Source organism: Pseudomonas putida (assembly GCF_028682395.1).
In the GTDB taxonomy this organism is placed as follows: Bacteria; Pseudomonadota; Gammaproteobacteria; order Pseudomonadales; family Pseudomonadaceae; genus Aquipseudomonas; species Aquipseudomonas putida_AB.
Map to the genome: position 1 here is coordinate 631,861 of NZ_JANHLC010000002.1, position 14,824 is coordinate 646,684.

General features: G+C 54.3%; 15 protein-coding genes and 1 pseudogene. 13 read left to right on the plus strand and 3 right to left on the minus strand.

Annotated elements, in window-relative coordinates; translation table 11 throughout:
* The first annotated feature begins 34 nt into the window (after positions 1-34).
* From NPS46_RS08210 to NPS46_RS08220, 3 genes are all read left to right on the plus strand, one after another.
* Complete coding sequence (locus NPS46_RS08210) at positions 35-1,489, plus strand: tyrosine-type recombinase/integrase (RefSeq protein WP_274105981.1); 1,455 nt, start codon at positions 35-37, stop codon at positions 1,487-1,489.
* A 91-nt stretch (positions 1,490-1,580) separates the two neighbouring features.
* Positions 1,581-2,771: a hypothetical protein gene (locus NPS46_RS08215; RefSeq protein ID WP_274105983.1), complete on the plus strand. Its 1,191-nt coding sequence runs from the start codon at positions 1,581-1,583 to the stop codon at positions 2,769-2,771.
* Between the two features lie 351 nt (positions 2,772-3,122).
* Entirely contained in the window at positions 3,123-3,341 is a 219-nt protein-coding gene (locus tag NPS46_RS08220) for a hypothetical protein (RefSeq protein ID WP_274105985.1), read from the plus strand.
* Positions 3,342-3,871: 530 nt separating this feature from the next.
* Here the strand turns inward: NPS46_RS08220 and NPS46_RS08225 are convergent.
* Positions 3,872-4,723: a hypothetical protein gene (locus NPS46_RS08225; protein ID WP_274105987.1), complete on the minus strand. Its 852-nt coding sequence runs from the start codon at positions 4,721-4,723 to the stop codon at positions 3,872-3,874.
* A 122-nt stretch (positions 4,724-4,845) separates the two neighbouring features.
* A complete protein-coding gene (locus tag NPS46_RS08230) occupies positions 4,846-5,370 on the minus strand; it encodes a hypothetical protein (protein ID WP_274105989.1) in 525 nt (174 codons plus the stop codon).
* 263 nt (positions 5,371-5,633) lie between these two features.
* Here NPS46_RS08230 and NPS46_RS08235 point away from each other — a divergent pair.
* Positions 5,634-6,214 (plus strand): annotated as a pseudogene (locus NPS46_RS08235) (SphA family protein).
* Between the two features lie 143 nt (positions 6,215-6,357).
* Here the strand turns inward: NPS46_RS08235 and NPS46_RS08240 are convergent.
* Positions 6,358-7,260: a LysR family transcriptional regulator gene (locus NPS46_RS08240; protein WP_274105990.1), complete on the minus strand. Its 903-nt coding sequence runs from the start codon at positions 7,258-7,260 to the stop codon at positions 6,358-6,360.
* A gap of 148 nt (positions 7,261-7,408) precedes the next feature.
* Between NPS46_RS08240 and NPS46_RS08245 the strand changes: the two genes are divergently transcribed.
* The 9 genes from NPS46_RS08245 to NPS46_RS08285 all read left to right on the plus strand — a co-directional run bounded on the left by NPS46_RS08245 (position 7,409) and on the right by NPS46_RS08285 (position 14,639).
* Positions 7,409-8,194 carry a fumarylacetoacetate hydrolase family protein gene (locus NPS46_RS08245; protein WP_274105991.1) on the plus strand — a complete coding sequence of 262 codons (786 nt, stop codon included), beginning with the start codon at positions 7,409-7,411 and terminating at the stop codon, positions 8,192-8,194.
* Between the two features lie 13 nt (positions 8,195-8,207).
* A complete protein-coding gene (gene dmpH, locus NPS46_RS08250) occupies positions 8,208-8,996 on the plus strand; it encodes a 2-oxo-3-hexenedioate decarboxylase (RefSeq protein ID WP_274105992.1) in 789 nt (262 codons plus the stop codon).
* Between the two features lie 18 nt (positions 8,997-9,014).
* The gene (locus NPS46_RS08255) at positions 9,015-9,206 is read left to right on the plus strand and encodes a tautomerase family protein (protein ID WP_010562995.1); all 192 of its coding nucleotides are present in this window, start codon (positions 9,015-9,017) and stop codon (positions 9,204-9,206) included.
* Between the two features lie 45 nt (positions 9,207-9,251).
* Positions 9,252-10,199, plus strand: a complete 948-nt coding sequence (locus NPS46_RS08260) for an acetaldehyde dehydrogenase (acetylating) (RefSeq protein ID WP_274105997.1) — start codon at positions 9,252-9,254, stop codon at positions 10,197-10,199.
* Positions 10,199-10,495, plus strand: coding sequence for a 2Fe-2S iron-sulfur cluster-binding protein (locus NPS46_RS08265; RefSeq protein WP_274105999.1), 297 nt, complete (start codon positions 10,199-10,201; stop codon positions 10,493-10,495). The genes NPS46_RS08260 and NPS46_RS08265 overlap by 1 nt, the downstream gene beginning before the upstream one ends.
* Before the next feature lie 49 nt (positions 10,496-10,544).
* A complete protein-coding gene (locus tag NPS46_RS08270; protein ID WP_274106001.1) occupies positions 10,545-11,468 on the plus strand; it encodes a catechol 2,3-dioxygenase in 924 nt (307 codons plus the stop codon).
* A gap of 31 nt (positions 11,469-11,499) precedes the next feature.
* Positions 11,500-12,513 (plus strand): 4-hydroxy-2-oxovalerate aldolase, encoded by a 1,014-nt coding sequence (gene dmpG, locus NPS46_RS08275; protein ID WP_274106003.1) that lies wholly within the window; start codon positions 11,500-11,502, stop codon positions 12,511-12,513.
* A 21-nt stretch (positions 12,514-12,534) separates the two neighbouring features.
* Entirely contained in the window at positions 12,535-13,659 is a 1,125-nt protein-coding gene (locus NPS46_RS08280) for a hypothetical protein (protein ID WP_274106005.1), read from the plus strand.
* Positions 13,660-13,751: 92 nt separating this feature from the next.
* Positions 13,752-14,639, plus strand: coding sequence for a SphA family protein (locus NPS46_RS08285; RefSeq protein WP_274106007.1), 888 nt, complete (start codon positions 13,752-13,754; stop codon positions 14,637-14,639).
* Positions 14,640-14,824 lie beyond the last annotated feature (185 nt).

Genomic DNA, 14,824 nt, shown 5'->3' on the forward strand with positions numbered 1-14,824 from the left:
TAAATGTGGGGGTATTTTTTTGGAGGGAAAAGTCATGACCAAACTCACCGCCAAAGAACTGGAGTCATTAGACGCGAACGATGCAGGTCGAGTGCTCAGGGAAGACGGTGGTCTCTCTGGCAAGGTTCAACTCAAGAAAAAAGGTATTACCGTCGCGTTCTATTACCAGTTCCGATGGGAAGGGAGATTCACCGATATTTCGTGCGGGACATGGCCAGGCACATCACTACCGGAAATACGCAAAATACGGAACATCGCCCGCGACCTTGTGGCGACCGGAGTGAACCCCAACGATCATAAACGAGCCGAAAAAGCCCGAGTCCGAGCAGAGATCAACGCTCAACTTGTCGCCGCCGAAACGCTCAAGGCAAAGGGACTGACCTTAGGAGATATGGCAGAAAAATGGCTGCTGAATGGCGTAGCGAGGAAAGATGGTAACGCTGAACTGCGCCGACGCTTCACCAAGGACCTGTACCCCACACTGAAAAACAAGACATTGTCTTCCGTAAATGAACACGACTTACGGAGCGTGGTGCGAACCGTCGTCGGTCGCGGGGCCAATCGACAGGCTATTGGTTTGTTTGCCGATATCACTCAGATGTTTGCATGGGCAGAAAAGCGCCAGCCTTGGCGGGCTCTGCTGGTTGATGGCAACCCGACCAACCTGATTGAGATTAATAAGCTGATCCCATCTGACTACGAAGAGGAAAGAAGCCGTATTCTCTCGCCTGGTGAGTTGTTGGAACTACATAACCGCTTCCAGCAAATGACCGCCGATTACAACGCCCTCCCCGCCGGCCAAAAGTACGAGGGTGTTCGTCCATTAAAGAAGGAAACCCAACTTGCGCTCTGGATCAGCCTGGGCACCTTGTGCCGGATCGGCGAGTTGCTGCAGACCGAATGGAAGAATGTCGATCTGGACCAACACACCTGGTTTATCCCGAGCGAAAACGTCAAAGGCACTCGCGGCAAGAAGCAGGACCATCATGTCTTCCTCTCCCCCTTCGCGCTGCATTTCTTTCAGGAACTCAAGACCCTGACGGGACATTCCCAATGGTGCTTTCCGAACAAGCAGGATGATGGGCATGTGGATGTGAAAGTGGTGAGCAAACAAGTCGGTGACCGCCAGGCCCGGTTCAAAAACCGCAAGGCCCTGTCAAGACGGCGTAATGACGACACGCTGGTGCTTGCCAACGGCCAGAACGGTGACTGGACGCCGCATGACCTGCGCCGCACAGGCGCGACCATGATGCAAGCCTTAGGCGTCAGCCTGGACGTCATTGATCGCTGCCAAAATCATGTGTTGGCTGGCTCCCGGGTGAGGCGCCACTACCTGCATCACGACTATGCCGAAGAGAAGAAACGCGCCTGGAACCTGCTGGGTGATCGGCTTAGTACCGTACTGTCCTCAACCTACGAGCACCCACCGACCGAGTCGGTGCTGTCTTTTCCAGCGTTCGCGGCTACAGAGACGCGGTCTCAATCATAGGGCTGTTGCACCCAGCATTTTCTGGAATTTAACATCTGCGACACCCCGTGTTGTGATCTAAAATTCGCGATGAACAAAGGTGGCAGACTGCATGTACACATTCGTGAGCTTCACCGTTGCGGAACTGTTCGAAAAAGTATGGCAAACACCGATGGTCAAATTGGCCCACGAAATTGGTGTTTCCGACGTCGCCGTCGCGAAAGCTTGCCGCAAAGCAGGCATCCCTCTCCCTGGCCGTGGCCACTGGGCCAAATCTGAAAAGCAGCGACAACGCACACCCAAGCCTCCTCAGGTCGAAGGCAAGGTCCGATTCCAGGTTCTCGACCATGACACTCTGCCCGGCAAGACTGGCACTGATTCGAACTCACCAATAGTCCGGCGAACGATTGAAGCCCCCTCTCAATTGACTGAGCCCCACGCTCTAGTGAGCCAATGGCTAAAGACTGCAGAAGCATCGAAGCTCAAGGAGGGCTACCTCGATTACGCAGGCAAGTGTGTCTTGAATGTGATGATCTCGTCGACATTGATCGAACGCTGCGCAATCCTTTTTGATGCACTGATCAAAGAGGGGGAGATAGAAGGTTATTCATGGAAGATCAACACTGAAGGAAAAACAGTCGTCACGGTCAACGATGAGCCCATAACCGTGCGACTCATGGAGCGATTAGACAAACACCCGATACCACCACCGCCTCCCCCAAAGCGCCGCCCTGGTGCTCCATGGGAGCCTAATTTCATACCCCTACGAAGCCCGCAGTTTGAATGGACCTCAACGGGTGAACTGACGTTTCAGATCGAAGCGCGGATGGGTTACGGAGAAAGGAAAAACTGGAAGGACACCAAGACCGCACCGCTAGAGAAAAAACTTTCTAGCATCCTGGCGGGCTTGAGTTCCGCATCAGTTTCTATCAAGGTCCTCCGAGAGAAAGAGGAGGCAAGAGATCGTGAATGGGCTGAAGATGAAAGACGATGTCTTGAACGAGCCCGTAATACAGAAACTCAACGTCGACTCAGACTAAGCCTCGTTAAACATACAGAGCGATGGGAGCGCGCCGAGCGCTTACGAACCTTCATAAAAGCGGTAGAAGATCAGCTGAAAATTGCCCCATTAGTAGATCCAGAGTTGGCGCAACCCTGGATCGATTGGGCTCGCAAGCAGGCTGATCTCCTGGATCCTCTGCTGGAGAATCTGGCATTAATCACCAACTTGGACGTACAGATAGAAAGCTGGTTCAGTGGTTCCCACTACGGTCAAGTGGAAAAAGGTTGGTGGTCTGAGTAGTCAACGATAAGCGGCGCTATTGTCATCCCTAGTTGATGCTGAACGGACGTTCACAGCCAACGATGTAAACTCAGGAAATGCGCCTTTGAATGGGCTCTGATCGTAACGTATAGACAATTGGTCGCCACAAATTTTCCTGCTGCTACGCTGTCCTCTCACGGAGGAAAACCAATGCCTAATTCAGACCTGCTCCATTCCCTACTTTTCAAGATCAATCAAAACCAACTCGCCCTTGAGGCTGCCGTCATGGAACTAACACTCTGGATCGAGTTGCGCGGATCCGGAGCAGTGGCTCCAGTCGGCGGCGAGTTCAGCTAGTATTCCCGCACCAGTTACTCAAGGACGATACCCATGCCAGATAACTCTGAAGCCAACATAGCCACAGCGGACGCTCTCACACTGCTGCTGCACAATCAGCACGCCATATGTGCGGCCATGGAAGAGGTGACCAAGTGGCTCTCTGAGAATGGAGTGGGGAGTGTCGCCGCTAACGCAATGGCGGCCATGGGAACTCTGGACACGAATGCTCAAGGCATCACAGACGTCATTATGCGACTACGGCAGTTATAGGCATCATCTAACGCCCCCACTGCCCCTCCTTCCGGAGTGCGTCCCAATGTAATGCGGGAAAATGGAATTCTTTGGAGAGTTGGAAATGGCAAGCCACTTGCCCCCCCCATTTACATAGCCACTGACCAACCAATTGCCCCCCTGCTGACCAGTTTGCATTCGACTTGGCCAACAGGTGCCACAGCGACGACCGATAGAGAACGGCCAACAGCAGTAATCGAACGTGATTAGACATAGGCATCAGGCAAATTATTCTAATCATACCCTGCTAGAGTCAAGTGAATAGAGCCCTCTAATGTCCGTTTTCCGTCTGTCGCAGTGGGCGGCTTTCGACCCAGAGTGTGTAAAAATGCTTCACCAAAATTGAAGTATGCGCATCTACGTTAAATCTGAAATTTATCGGCACGTCAGTAGATGTGGATTTCGCGTAAAAACGCGATTTCCAGTCCGATTTTTAGTACCTATCGCGCTCAAAAACGTTTTTACACAGCCTCGACTCGTTGCGGACAGTGGGTTAGCGAACTACGCCGTCAAAGCTTATTAGAGCTTTGCAGTCTCCTGTGCTCCCTGAGTAACTCAGGGCTCAGGTTGTATTGCAGATCGTCAGCCATTTTTACTACTTTCGGTAGAAGGTCAGTGCGCAGGGTTTGGAGTTCATTGCAGAAATTATGAAAGTTTGTATCACTGCCGTCGCATTTCAGTTCATTGAGTCGGGGGTGCGCTGTCAGAAATGCCCGGATCCTTTTATTCATTTCACGAAGGGTTTCCGAAGCCGACTCTCCCTGCCTCATTTGTCCAAGCGCGGTAGTAATTCGTGAGCGGATTTCAACGAGTGACTCGAGCACCTGATCTGGATGTTCGACATCCAAGGCTTCAAAAAAGACTCGCTTTCCTTCGAGGAAGCCGAGAAAACTAATGCTCTGGGCTACATTGCGGCTACGGGCATACAATTCAAAATGTACCAAATCGAAATCCTTTCCAACTAAATGCTGTACGAATTCTGAATGGTTTTTCTTCCATTGACGCAGCTTTGTCTCTGTGTAAAAACTGGGATCATCATCAACTTTGTCATGACAGATTTTGCAAAGCCAAATACCATTCGCTGCCGACTTAAGAACTTCGTCCGTTGACATTGCGCTTGGCCGTGGGCCCGCCACGCTTGCTGCATTAATATGGGCTGCTTCAGCAATTGCTCTAACTTTGCCGATAGAGGTGGAGTAGGAAGTGAACCTACAACATGTAGGATTTGAGCAAAATAAATGTGCTTCAAATGCTATCTGTTTTATAATACCAGGCGAAAAATTTACACGTTTCTTCTTTGTTATTTTTCCTGGCTTGTGCTGTGAGGCATTGTTTGCAGTGGAGCTTTTGTTCTGTGTCATGATAATCGCTTTAATTGTTTTTCTGTTGATGGTTTAAAATAATATTGAATTCAAAGGGCGGATCTGTTTTCAAAAAAAATCCGCCATAATATTTTAGCCTCCATCTTTAAATTCGCACTTGATCAAGGCAAAAATTCTATGTTTAGGTAATCCAACTGATCTCTCGCGGCTTCAATTTTTCCAATGATGAGTTCTAGCGAATCCTTGGTGAACTGCACTAGTTCGTGCTCAAGGCCGCGTTTAGTGATCTTGATCTTTACTTGGGTATACCCATCGTCATTGGTATACATCCAATTGGCGTGAACAACCTTGTTTCGCAGGCTGCCGCACTCACGCAAGTCTGATAAAAGCTGAGTAAAGCAAGCGGGTTGATCGCCTACTGAACGAAAGAAGTCAGATGCGAAACGCTCGAACATGTCTAGCTTGGTTGCGTACATCATGCTACCAACAACCAGCAGCCCTTTTTGATCCGTTCGATCTGAGATGAAACCGCATAGAATATCGTCGATATCCGTCTCAAGCGTATTGAACCAGAGCACGACTTCACCGATCAGGGGCATCAGTTCATGAACATAGTCATAGGCGTTCTCTATCTCACCAAGACCATCAATTATTAATTGACCGACTGGTATGCTCTTCGCCCTCATCGTCACTAATCCTTTAGATTCGCACGTTATTTAAAGTACCCTTTCGAGGACGATCTTACGAGCGGCAATAGCGTCTAATTAGAGTTAGGGTAGGCAAAACCTGCCAGAAGGATACACTCTGCCGATAATCAGTCATAGACACGCAATCGGCGACTTCGTAACCTCCGGCTAGGTCTTGTCGCTTCTTCCTTTTTTGCCCATGTCGCGCTCTAATTGGCTCTAGAGGTTACGCATGTGGTGGTTCCCTGGCATTTCATACCATCATGCCATTGGTTGACCTCAAGGTAGAGGTCAATGGCCAGTCGCAAAGTAAGCAAGGGTTGGGCGACGTGACGTTCGGGTCGGCGCTTGGCTATCATCTGAGCGATAAGCTACACGCCATCGTAGCCCTCGATGTTATGGCGCCGACTGGTGAATACGATCGCCACGACATCGCCAATATTGGTCGCAACTACTGGGACATCCAACCCGTCTTGGCGTTGTCGTATATCGATCCCGAGGTTTGAATGCCGATGCGAAAATCATGTATGACTTCAATCTGAAAAACCACGCTACCGATTACACATCAGGTCAGGAGCTTCACGTCGACTATTCTATAGGCTGGGGGCTTGGCAATAATTGGGTAGTGGGTGTCGGCGGCTACATCTATCAACAAACTACGGATGATCGGCAGAACGGTGAGCGTGTCGAAAATAATAAGGGGCATGCGCTCGCCATTGGTCCATCGATCAAATATACCAACCGCAAAGGTTGGTTTATAACGGCGAAATGGCAACAGGAGTCCAACGTACGAAATCGTGCGGAAGGCGATGCATATTGGCTGAAACTGACAATGCCGTTTTGAAGTTGGGCTGCCAGTACAATGTCTCACGAACCGTTTGATACCGTTGAATAAAAGCCATGGATCGGGACAGGTGCCCCGATCCATGGCTTTCGGCGACAGTAGCTCAAGGACGTTATCTCTGAACAGCACAACCTCATTGCAGATCAGACCTGGCTATCTGTCTCACCAATAAACGCCCGTATCGTCTGCAGAAAAGCCTGCAGAACGGGTGATTTATCACCTTTGCGATACAAGCAAATCAATTCGATTGAGGAGTCTCCCCGACACTTCAGCGGTTTATACTGCACGCCAGGCAAACGCAAGTTTTTCGCCGCATTAGGCACAATGCTCAACCCTCCCCCGGCGGCCACCAACGCGATACTGGTGGTTACGTCTGTGACTTCCTGGGCAACCACGGGCACTGCTCCATACTCGGAATACAACTTGCGTACCTGAACCATCAAGCTGCCCCGAACACCTCGCGGGTACAGGATCAAAGGCTCGTCCAGCACATCCCGTAATTCAACCTCCTTTCGTTTTGCCAGCGAGTGCGTGGCCGGAACGGCGATGACCAGGGGTTCCGTTCGTACCAGTTCCTGTTCGATATCCGGCTCTGCCGGGACCAATCGATTGAAACCGATGGTGAGGCGGCGTTCACGCAGTGCCTGGATTTGGGCATCTTTGTCCATAGGGTGCAGCGAGACATTCACATTGGGATAAATCTTAGAAAACCGGTGCAGGACTTGGGGGATCAAATCCAGGATCGCCGAACCGAATATCCCCACACTTAGACTCCCCCTCTGACCCACTGACAACATGCGCGACTCATCCGCCGCATGCTGCAACTGCTCCAGAATCCTGAGCCCATGCTCATAGAACGACTTGCCCGCGTCGGTGAGCGTCACCCGCTTAGAGTTCCTTTCCAGCAGCACTGCTGGGATAGCTTCTTCAAGCTGTTGGATCTGTCGGCTCAAAGCGGGTTGAGTGATGTGCAATCGCTCAGCGGCGCGATTGAAGTTCAACTCTTCCGCAACGGCAATGAAGTAACGCAGCTGCCTGATTTCCATGGGGGTACCTGAGGGCTCGTCAACGATGCCTGATCGGCATCGGCTAGTAATTATATGGCATTGGACGGCATCGTCTAACTTTTACACCATGAGCTGCCTACAGGTCTTGCGCATCAGGACCAGGACTAAACCAATAAAAGGCCTTCTTATGCAGCCCATGTTTATCGAGCCGTTAAGTGATGAGCTTTATCGCGCGCTCAAGGATAGCCAACCCATCGCCCCGCTCACCGAACGCTTCCCTAGCCTGACTTTGCAAGATGCTTACGCCATTCAAATGCGTGTGTTGGCGCATCGCGTCGAAATCGACGGCGAGCGCGTAATTGGCAAAAAGATCGGCGTGACCAGCCAGGTCGTCATGGACTTGCTAAAAGTCGATCAGCCGGATTTCGGCCACCTGACCAGCGCAATGCTGCGCGAAGACGGAGCCGCTATCGCGACCAATGATTTGATCGCACCTAAGGCAGAGGGCGAAATTGCGTTCATCCTCAAACACGAATTGGCCGGCCCGGGGGTTACCGCTGCCGATGTATTACGGGCCACTGAATACGTAATGCCTTGCTTCGAAATCGTCGACTCGCGCATCCGTGACTGGAAGATCCAGATTCAAGACACCGTGGCGGATAACGCCTCTTCAAGCCTGTTTATCCTCGGCGATTGCGCCGTCGACCCGCGTGAACTCGACCTTTCATTAGTGGGCATGACGCTTGAGCTCAACGGCGAGATCGTTTCGACGGGCGCGGGTGCTGCGGCACTGGGCCACCCTGCGAATGCTGTGGCTTGGCTGGCCAATACGCTGGGCAAGCTGGACATGACCCTTAAACCCGGCGAAGTGATTTTGTCCGGCTCGCTGGGCGCCATGGTTGCCGTGAAAGCTGGCGACAATCTGCGTATGAGCATCGGCGGCATCGGCTCGGCCGGCGTGCGTTTTATTTGAAGGGAAATGCCTGATGAACCTGACACAAGACGTTATCGAGCAACTCGCGGTGCACCTGGATGCAGCGGAAATGCAAAACCGAGCCGTCCATAAAATCACGGACGACTACCCCGAGATGGATTGGGAAGACGCCTATGCGATTCAGGACGCGATTCGTGCCCTTAAAATCGGCCGTGGCGTGCGGATTGCCGGCCTGAAGATGGGCCTGACTTCCCACGCCAAGATGCGCCAGATGGGCGTTATCGACCCGATCCACGGCTTTATCACTGATTACGGCTCGGTTGCCGACGGCGGCGTTATCGAAGCGGCCGGGCTGATTCACCCCAAGGTCGAAGCCGAAATTGCCTTTGTCACGCGCAAGCCCCTGCGTGGCCCGGGGTGTAACGTCGGCAGCGTCTTGGCGGCGACCGATTTCATTCTGCCTGCCGTCGAAGTCATCGACTCTCGCTACGAGAACTTCCGCTTCGATCTGAAAAGTGTAATCGCCGACAACACTTCGTCTGCACGCTACGTACTGGGAGGCCGCCATCGCAACGTGCAGGGCCTGGACCTGAAAAATCTCGGCGTGGTGATGGAGAAAAACGGCGAGGTCGTAGCCCTTGCCTCCGCCGCCGCCGTGCTGGGTAACCCCGCGCAAAGCGTCGCAATGCTCGCCAACATGCTGGGCGCCCAAGGACGAGAAATCCCCGCAGGCACCCTGATTTTGACCGGCGGTGCCACGGAAGCGATCGCAGTCCAGGCCGGAGACAACATCACCGTGCGCTATCAGCATTTGGGCTCCGTCTCGATGCGCTTCGTCTAACTCGTCTGGAGTAATGCTATGCCCATCATGCAAGTCCACCTGATCCAGGGTCGCAGCGAAGCCCAAAAAGCGCGTCTGATCGAAGCACTGACACGCGCTGCAGTTGAGGCCCTGGACGCACCGATCGAATCGGTGCGCGTGATCATCAACGAAGTGCCCAATACCGACTTCGGTATTGCCGGTCAGACCGCCAAGCAGCGCGGTCGCTAGCCAGTGCTGTACGCAAGACCAAAACAATAGGTGTCTGGGGTTCACATGAAGACGACAACAGCTCGTTGCAAAGTTGCAATCATCGGCTCGGGAAACATCGGCACCGATCTGATGATCAAGGTATTGCGCCACGGCGAACACATTGCCATGGGCGCGATGGTCGGTATCGACCCCGCCTCGGATGGCCTGGCTCGTGCCAAACGCATGGGCGTCGCCATTACCGCGGACGGCGTCGAGGGTCTGGTCCAGCTACCCGAATTCAAGGAGATTGGCATTGTGTTCGATGCTACGTCCGCACAGGCCCATGCGCACCACAACACCGTATTGCAGGCCCACGGCACTCGAGTGATTGACCTCACGCCCGCGGCCATCGGCCCTTATGTGATACCGGCAATCAATCTGGATGACGAACTGGAGGCGGCCAACATCAATATGGTGACCTGCGGTGGCCAGGCGACCATACCGATAGTCAAGGCCATCTCCCAGGTGACCCAGGTGCATTACGCCGAAATCGTAGCTTCGATTTCCAGCCATTCGGCAGGCCCGGGCACACGGGCCAATATCGATGAGTTCACTGAAACCACCGCCAAAGCCATTGAAGTGCTGGGCGGTGCAACACGTGGCAAGGCAATCATCATCCTCAACCCGGCGGAGCCTCCACCCATCATGCGCGACAGCGTGTTCGTACTGTGTGACCCCGCCGACCGCGAAGCGATTATCGCCAGCGTCGAAGCAATGGTGGCCCGAGTACATGCGTATGTGCCAGGTTATAGGCTCAAGCAGGCGGTGCAGTTCGAGCCGATCGACACGCCGGTCAATGTGCCTGGCTTGGGCCTGACACGCGGCTTGAAGGTCTCGGTGTTTCTCGAAGTGGAAGGTGCAGCGCATTACCTGCCCGCCTACGCCGGCAATCTGGACATCATGACCTCGGCAGCATTGGCCTGTGCCGAACGGTTGGCGGCAACCACGGCATTGCCTGGCAACCTGGACTGATGGGCGTGCGAACACACCGCATCCGCGAACGCGTAAGCGGCGACGTGTTCCATGTGCTGGATGGAGCCGCACTGTTGCGCGCCATGGAATTGGCAGGTTGCCGTGCCATTGCTGTGGGCTGTCGCGGTGGCGGCTGCGGAGTTTGCAAGGTGCGAATCCTGTCAGGGGACTACAAATGCGGGCGAATGAGCCGCCAACATATTGCTGACGGCGAACAGGAGCAAGGCTTCGTATTGGCGTGCCGCGTTATCCCCCTGAGCGATCTGGAAATCGAGCGGCTGAAAGAACCTATATAGGCGCCCCTTCGGGCAGCCGAAAAAACAAATACAACAAACAGGTGAAATCATGAAAAAAGGCATATTGCGTCCTGGCCACGTGCAAATCCGTGTACTGGACATGGAAGCCTCAGTCAAACATTACGTTGAACTGGTGGGGTTGATTCTGACCCACCGTGACAGCCAAGGCAGGATTTACCTCAAGGGCTGGACCGAGGTGGAACGCTTTTCAGTGGTGCTGGTTGAAGCGGATAAACCGGGCATGGATTTCATGGGTTACAAGGTCATCGACGATCAGTCGCTGGTGCAGTTGACCCAAGACCTGCTGGCCTACGGCTGCCAGGTTGAACATATCCCTGCCGGCGAGCTGGATTTTTGCGGACGTCGTGTGCGTTTCTTCGGCCCTTCCGGGCACTGGTTCGAGCTGTATGCCGAGAAGGAATACACAGGCCGCTGGGGTATTGCCGAGAAGAATCCGGAAGCCTGGCCTCGCGGGCTCAAAGGCATGCGAGCCATGCGCTTCGACCATTGCCAACTGCACGGCGGCGACCTGCACCTGACCCGCGAACTGTTTATCGACGTCCTGGGTTTTCACCTTGCCGAACAGGTCGTTAACGAGGAGGGGCATGCCGTGGCCAACTTCCTCTCGCTGTCGACCAAAGCCCATGACGTGGCGTTCATCGAGGACGGGAACATCGGCGGATTCCACCATGCTTCGTTCCTGATCGACACCTGGGAAGGCCTGCTGCGCGCGGGTGACTTGATCTCCATGAGCGACACCTCGCTGGACTTTGGCCCAACCCGCCACGGTATCACTCATGGCCAGACCATTTACTTCTTCGACCCCTCGGGCAACCGCAACGAAGTATTTGCCGGCGGAGACTTCCACTACCCGGATCAGAAGCCCATCACCTGGGATGAAAAGCACTTGGGCAAGGCGATTTTCTATCACAGCCGCGTGCTCAACGAACGCTTCCTGACTGTGATGACCTGATCATTTATTCAGATGCTCAATGGGACCCCCAATGAACAAAAAACTCTATATCTCCGATGTGACCTTGCGCGATGGCAGCCACGCCGTGCGCCATCAGTACTCGATAAAGAATGTGCAGGACATCGCTCGCGAACTGGACAAGGCCCGAGTCGACAGCATTGAAGTCGCTCACGGCGACGGTCTGCAGGGCTCCAGTTTCAACTACGGCTTTGGCGCCCATAGCGATATCGAATGGATCGAGGCAGTGGCGGATGTCATCAGCCACGCCAAGATCGCAACGTTGCTGTTGCCCGGCATTGGCACTACCCACGATCTCGACAACGCACACAAAGCAGGGGCCAGCATCGTTCGCGTAGCGACCCATTGCACAGAGGCCGATATCTCTCAACAACACATCGAACATGCCCGCGGCCTGGGCATGGACACGGTGGGCTTTCTGATGATGAGTCATATGATCGAACCGGCCGCGTTCGCCCAGCAGGCGAAGAACATGGAGCGGTATGGCGCGACCTGTATCTACGTCGTCGATTCGGGCGGAGCGATGAACATGCAGGATATTCGTGAGCGCTTCCGAGCCCTCAAGGACGTGCTCGAACCGACCACGCAAACCGGTATTCACGCGCACCACAACCTGAGTCTGGGGGTGGCCAATTCCATCGTCGCCGTGGAGGAAGGTTGCGACCGGATCGATGCCAGCTTGGCCGGCATGGGTGCCGGTGCGGGGAATGCACCACTGGAAGTATTTATCGCGGCGGCCGAGCGCCTGGGCTGGAACCATGGTACCGATCTGTACACGCTGATGGATGCCGCCGATGACATCGTGCGCCCGTTGCAAACCCGCCCTGTGCGGGTCGATCGGGAAACCCTGGCCCTGGGCTATGCCGGTGTGTACTCAAGCTTCTTGCGCCATGCCGAAGTCGCTGCCGAGCATTACGGACTCAAGACGTTGGACATTCTCGTCGAACTGGGCCGTCGGAAAATGGTCGGCGGCCAGGAAGACATGATTGTCGATGTCGCCCTCGACCTGCTGAAAAAAGCAGGCTGACCCCTACCAGGAACACTGAGCATGAATAATAAAAACAATAGCGTTACTCAGGACAACCCCAACCCACTGCGCCAGCCGAGCCAGGTTGGCCGAGCCCTGCTGGCGCGACAACCGATGCTTGGCAGCCTCATGTTGCTGATGGTCATGGCACTGTCACTGTTGATCATCGGTTGCTTCAAAGGTGATTTCTTCGCCAGTTGGGTGACCTTTGTGGTTGTCGTCGGCGTGCCCGTGGAGATCGTGCTGTCCATGCTCTGGCGCAGCCAATACCCTGGCTGGGTCGCGGCATTACCCCAGCCGGCCAAGGGGCTGATAATGCTGGTTTTGACGCTGGCCGTGGCGTGTGCGGTCAGTGCGGTGATCTTCTATACCCAGGCCCAGCAAGTCGGGCCACCTACGCCCTTCACACTGATGTATGTGATCTTCTGCGTGCTACTGACGTTCTGGTTCGTGATTGTCTGGCGCTGCTGGCCGCTCTCGTCATTTACCGAGAATCCGGCGATCCTCGGCGTCGGGACACTGCTGGTAGCTTATGGCCTGGGCTATCTGTTGTTCTGTGTACTGTTCGATTTCTCCGTGATGGCCCTGGCCCCGTTCTACCTCGCAAGTCTTGACCCCCACGGTCTGTTTGCAGCGTTTGAAATACTGGCCTTTGCAGTCACCAGTGTGAGTGTCGTGTTTGCCGGTGTACTGCTGGACTTCTGGCCACTGAACACTGCCACCCTGGCACGCAAACCACGGTTGCTGGCGGTTGCCATCACCGTTCAGACGATGGCGGTGACTGCGCTGCTCTATTGGGTGGGCACTCGCGTGCTGGGAATCGAACCGGTGAAGTTCATGGTGCATGGCGCCATCGCCCTACTGTTTGGCGCACTGGTACCGTTACTGATGTTTGAAGGCCAGTTGTTTGAACACCGAACTCAACCCGTCAGGGGTTTGTTGCAACTGGGTATCGCCTGCCTGGCAGGTGCCGTTTTGCCACGCATCTACTGGGCCCTGGGGCCGCTCCTCAGTGGGCCAATGAGCGAGGGCGCGCCCACTTATACCCACGAACTTTGGCTCGCCTCTGCGTTACTGGCCATGACCTTCCCCCTGCTGGTTGTGTCCAGTCAGTACTTTGATTTCTGGCCATTGCGCAGAGCCTGATCTCAACGCGTTCAACATCTTTCATTAACCACGGCTGCTCCTTACCGCTCGGGCGGCTTGGCGCTCTATTGCCTCGAATCCTGGATAACCACATGAATAACAAGAAACGGTTTTTCCTCATTGGCGTGTTGAGTTGCACGCTGGGCACTGCATGGGCCTCTGAAGGGGGCGGCTCTTCCTACCCCATGGGTGCCGAGAACTACTTGTCCGGCGCCTTGCCGCCACCGGGCTGGTACGCACAGGTCTACAGCGAGCACTATGCCGCGAACGATCTGAAGGACAATGGCGGGCACTCTCAGGCAATTGACTTTCGCTTGCGTGCCAATGTCATCGCACCGCGAGTGGTATGGGTAACGCAACAGACAGTACTGGGAGGCGACTTGGCGTTCCAAGCCATCGCCCCGCTGGTCGACCTCACCGTAACCGTCAACGGCAACCGCGATCATCGCACCAGTCTAGGCGACATCATCTTCGGCCCTGCGCTGGGCTATCACTACAGCGACAAGTTTCATGCCGTCTACGCACTGGACATAATCGCGCCCACCGGTCGGTACGATAAAGATAACCAGGCCAATATCGGACGCAATTACTGGGCCGCAGAGCCCGTGGCAGCGTTCTCTTACATCGACCCCGTTGGTCCGAACATGGATATCAAATTGATGTATGACTTCAACGCGAAAAACCCCGCCACCCATTACCGTTCAGGCCAGGAAGCCCATGCTGATTACGACTTGGGCTGGGGCATGGGCAATGGCTGGGTTGTGGGCATTGGAGGGTATATCTATCACCAGGTCACAGACGACCGGCAAGACGGTGATCGCGTCACCGACAACAAGGGACGTGCCTTTGCCATTGGCCCTTCGATTAAATACAACAGCGCCTCGGGCTGGTTCGTAACCGCCAAGTGGCAGCAGGAAAGCGATGTGCGTAACAGACCGGAGGGAAGTGCCTACTGGTTGAAATTGACTTATCCACTTTGACCTAGGAAATCACGTTCCGGTGTCCACCATCATCAACTTTGACTACTTACAGACGATAGCTTGATCGTGGCGAGGAGACCGAAGAACTTGCAACCCAAGGAAGGGTTTCAGGCTACTGCGGCATCCAATCATGCCAAATTTCTCTGAATCGCAATGCCTCACAAGCAGGTTATCAATTTGCCGAC

Coding starts and splice junctions, on each gene's coding strand:
- NPS46_RS08270 (WP_274106001.1), top strand. CDS start 10,545: ATGAAAAAAGGCATATTGCGTCCTGGCCACGTGCAAATCCGTGTACTG.
- NPS46_RS08240 (WP_274105990.1), bottom strand. CDS start 7,260: ATGGAAATCAGGCAGCTGCGTTACTTCATTGCCGTTGCGGAAGAGTTG.
- NPS46_RS08260 (WP_274105997.1), top strand. CDS start 9,252: ATGAAGACGACAACAGCTCGTTGCAAAGTTGCAATCATCGGCTCGGGA.
- NPS46_RS08285 (WP_274106007.1), top strand. CDS start 13,752: ATGAATAACAAGAAACGGTTTTTCCTCATTGGCGTGTTGAGTTGCACG.
- NPS46_RS08230 (WP_274105989.1), bottom strand. CDS start 5,370: ATGAGGGCGAAGAGCATACCAGTCGGTCAATTAATAATTGATGGTCTT.
- NPS46_RS08220 (WP_274105985.1), top strand. CDS start 3,123: ATGCCAGATAACTCTGAAGCCAACATAGCCACAGCGGACGCTCTCACA.
- NPS46_RS08215 (WP_274105983.1), top strand. CDS start 1,581: ATGTACACATTCGTGAGCTTCACCGTTGCGGAACTGTTCGAAAAAGTA.
- NPS46_RS08210 (WP_274105981.1), top strand. CDS start 35: ATGACCAAACTCACCGCCAAAGAACTGGAGTCATTAGACGCGAACGAT.
- NPS46_RS08255 (WP_010562995.1), top strand. CDS start 9,015: ATGCCCATCATGCAAGTCCACCTGATCCAGGGTCGCAGCGAAGCCCAA.
- NPS46_RS08280 (WP_274106005.1), top strand. CDS start 12,535: ATGAATAATAAAAACAATAGCGTTACTCAGGACAACCCCAACCCACTG.
- dmpG (WP_274106003.1), top strand. CDS start 11,500: ATGAACAAAAAACTCTATATCTCCGATGTGACCTTGCGCGATGGCAGC.
- NPS46_RS08225 (WP_274105987.1), bottom strand. CDS start 4,723: ATGACACAGAACAAAAGCTCCACTGCAAACAATGCCTCACAGCACAAG.
- NPS46_RS08265 (WP_274105999.1), top strand. CDS start 10,199: ATGGGCGTGCGAACACACCGCATCCGCGAACGCGTAAGCGGCGACGTG.
- dmpH (WP_274105992.1), top strand. CDS start 8,208: ATGAACCTGACACAAGACGTTATCGAGCAACTCGCGGTGCACCTGGAT.
- NPS46_RS08245 (WP_274105991.1), top strand. CDS start 7,409: ATGCAGCCCATGTTTATCGAGCCGTTAAGTGATGAGCTTTATCGCGCG.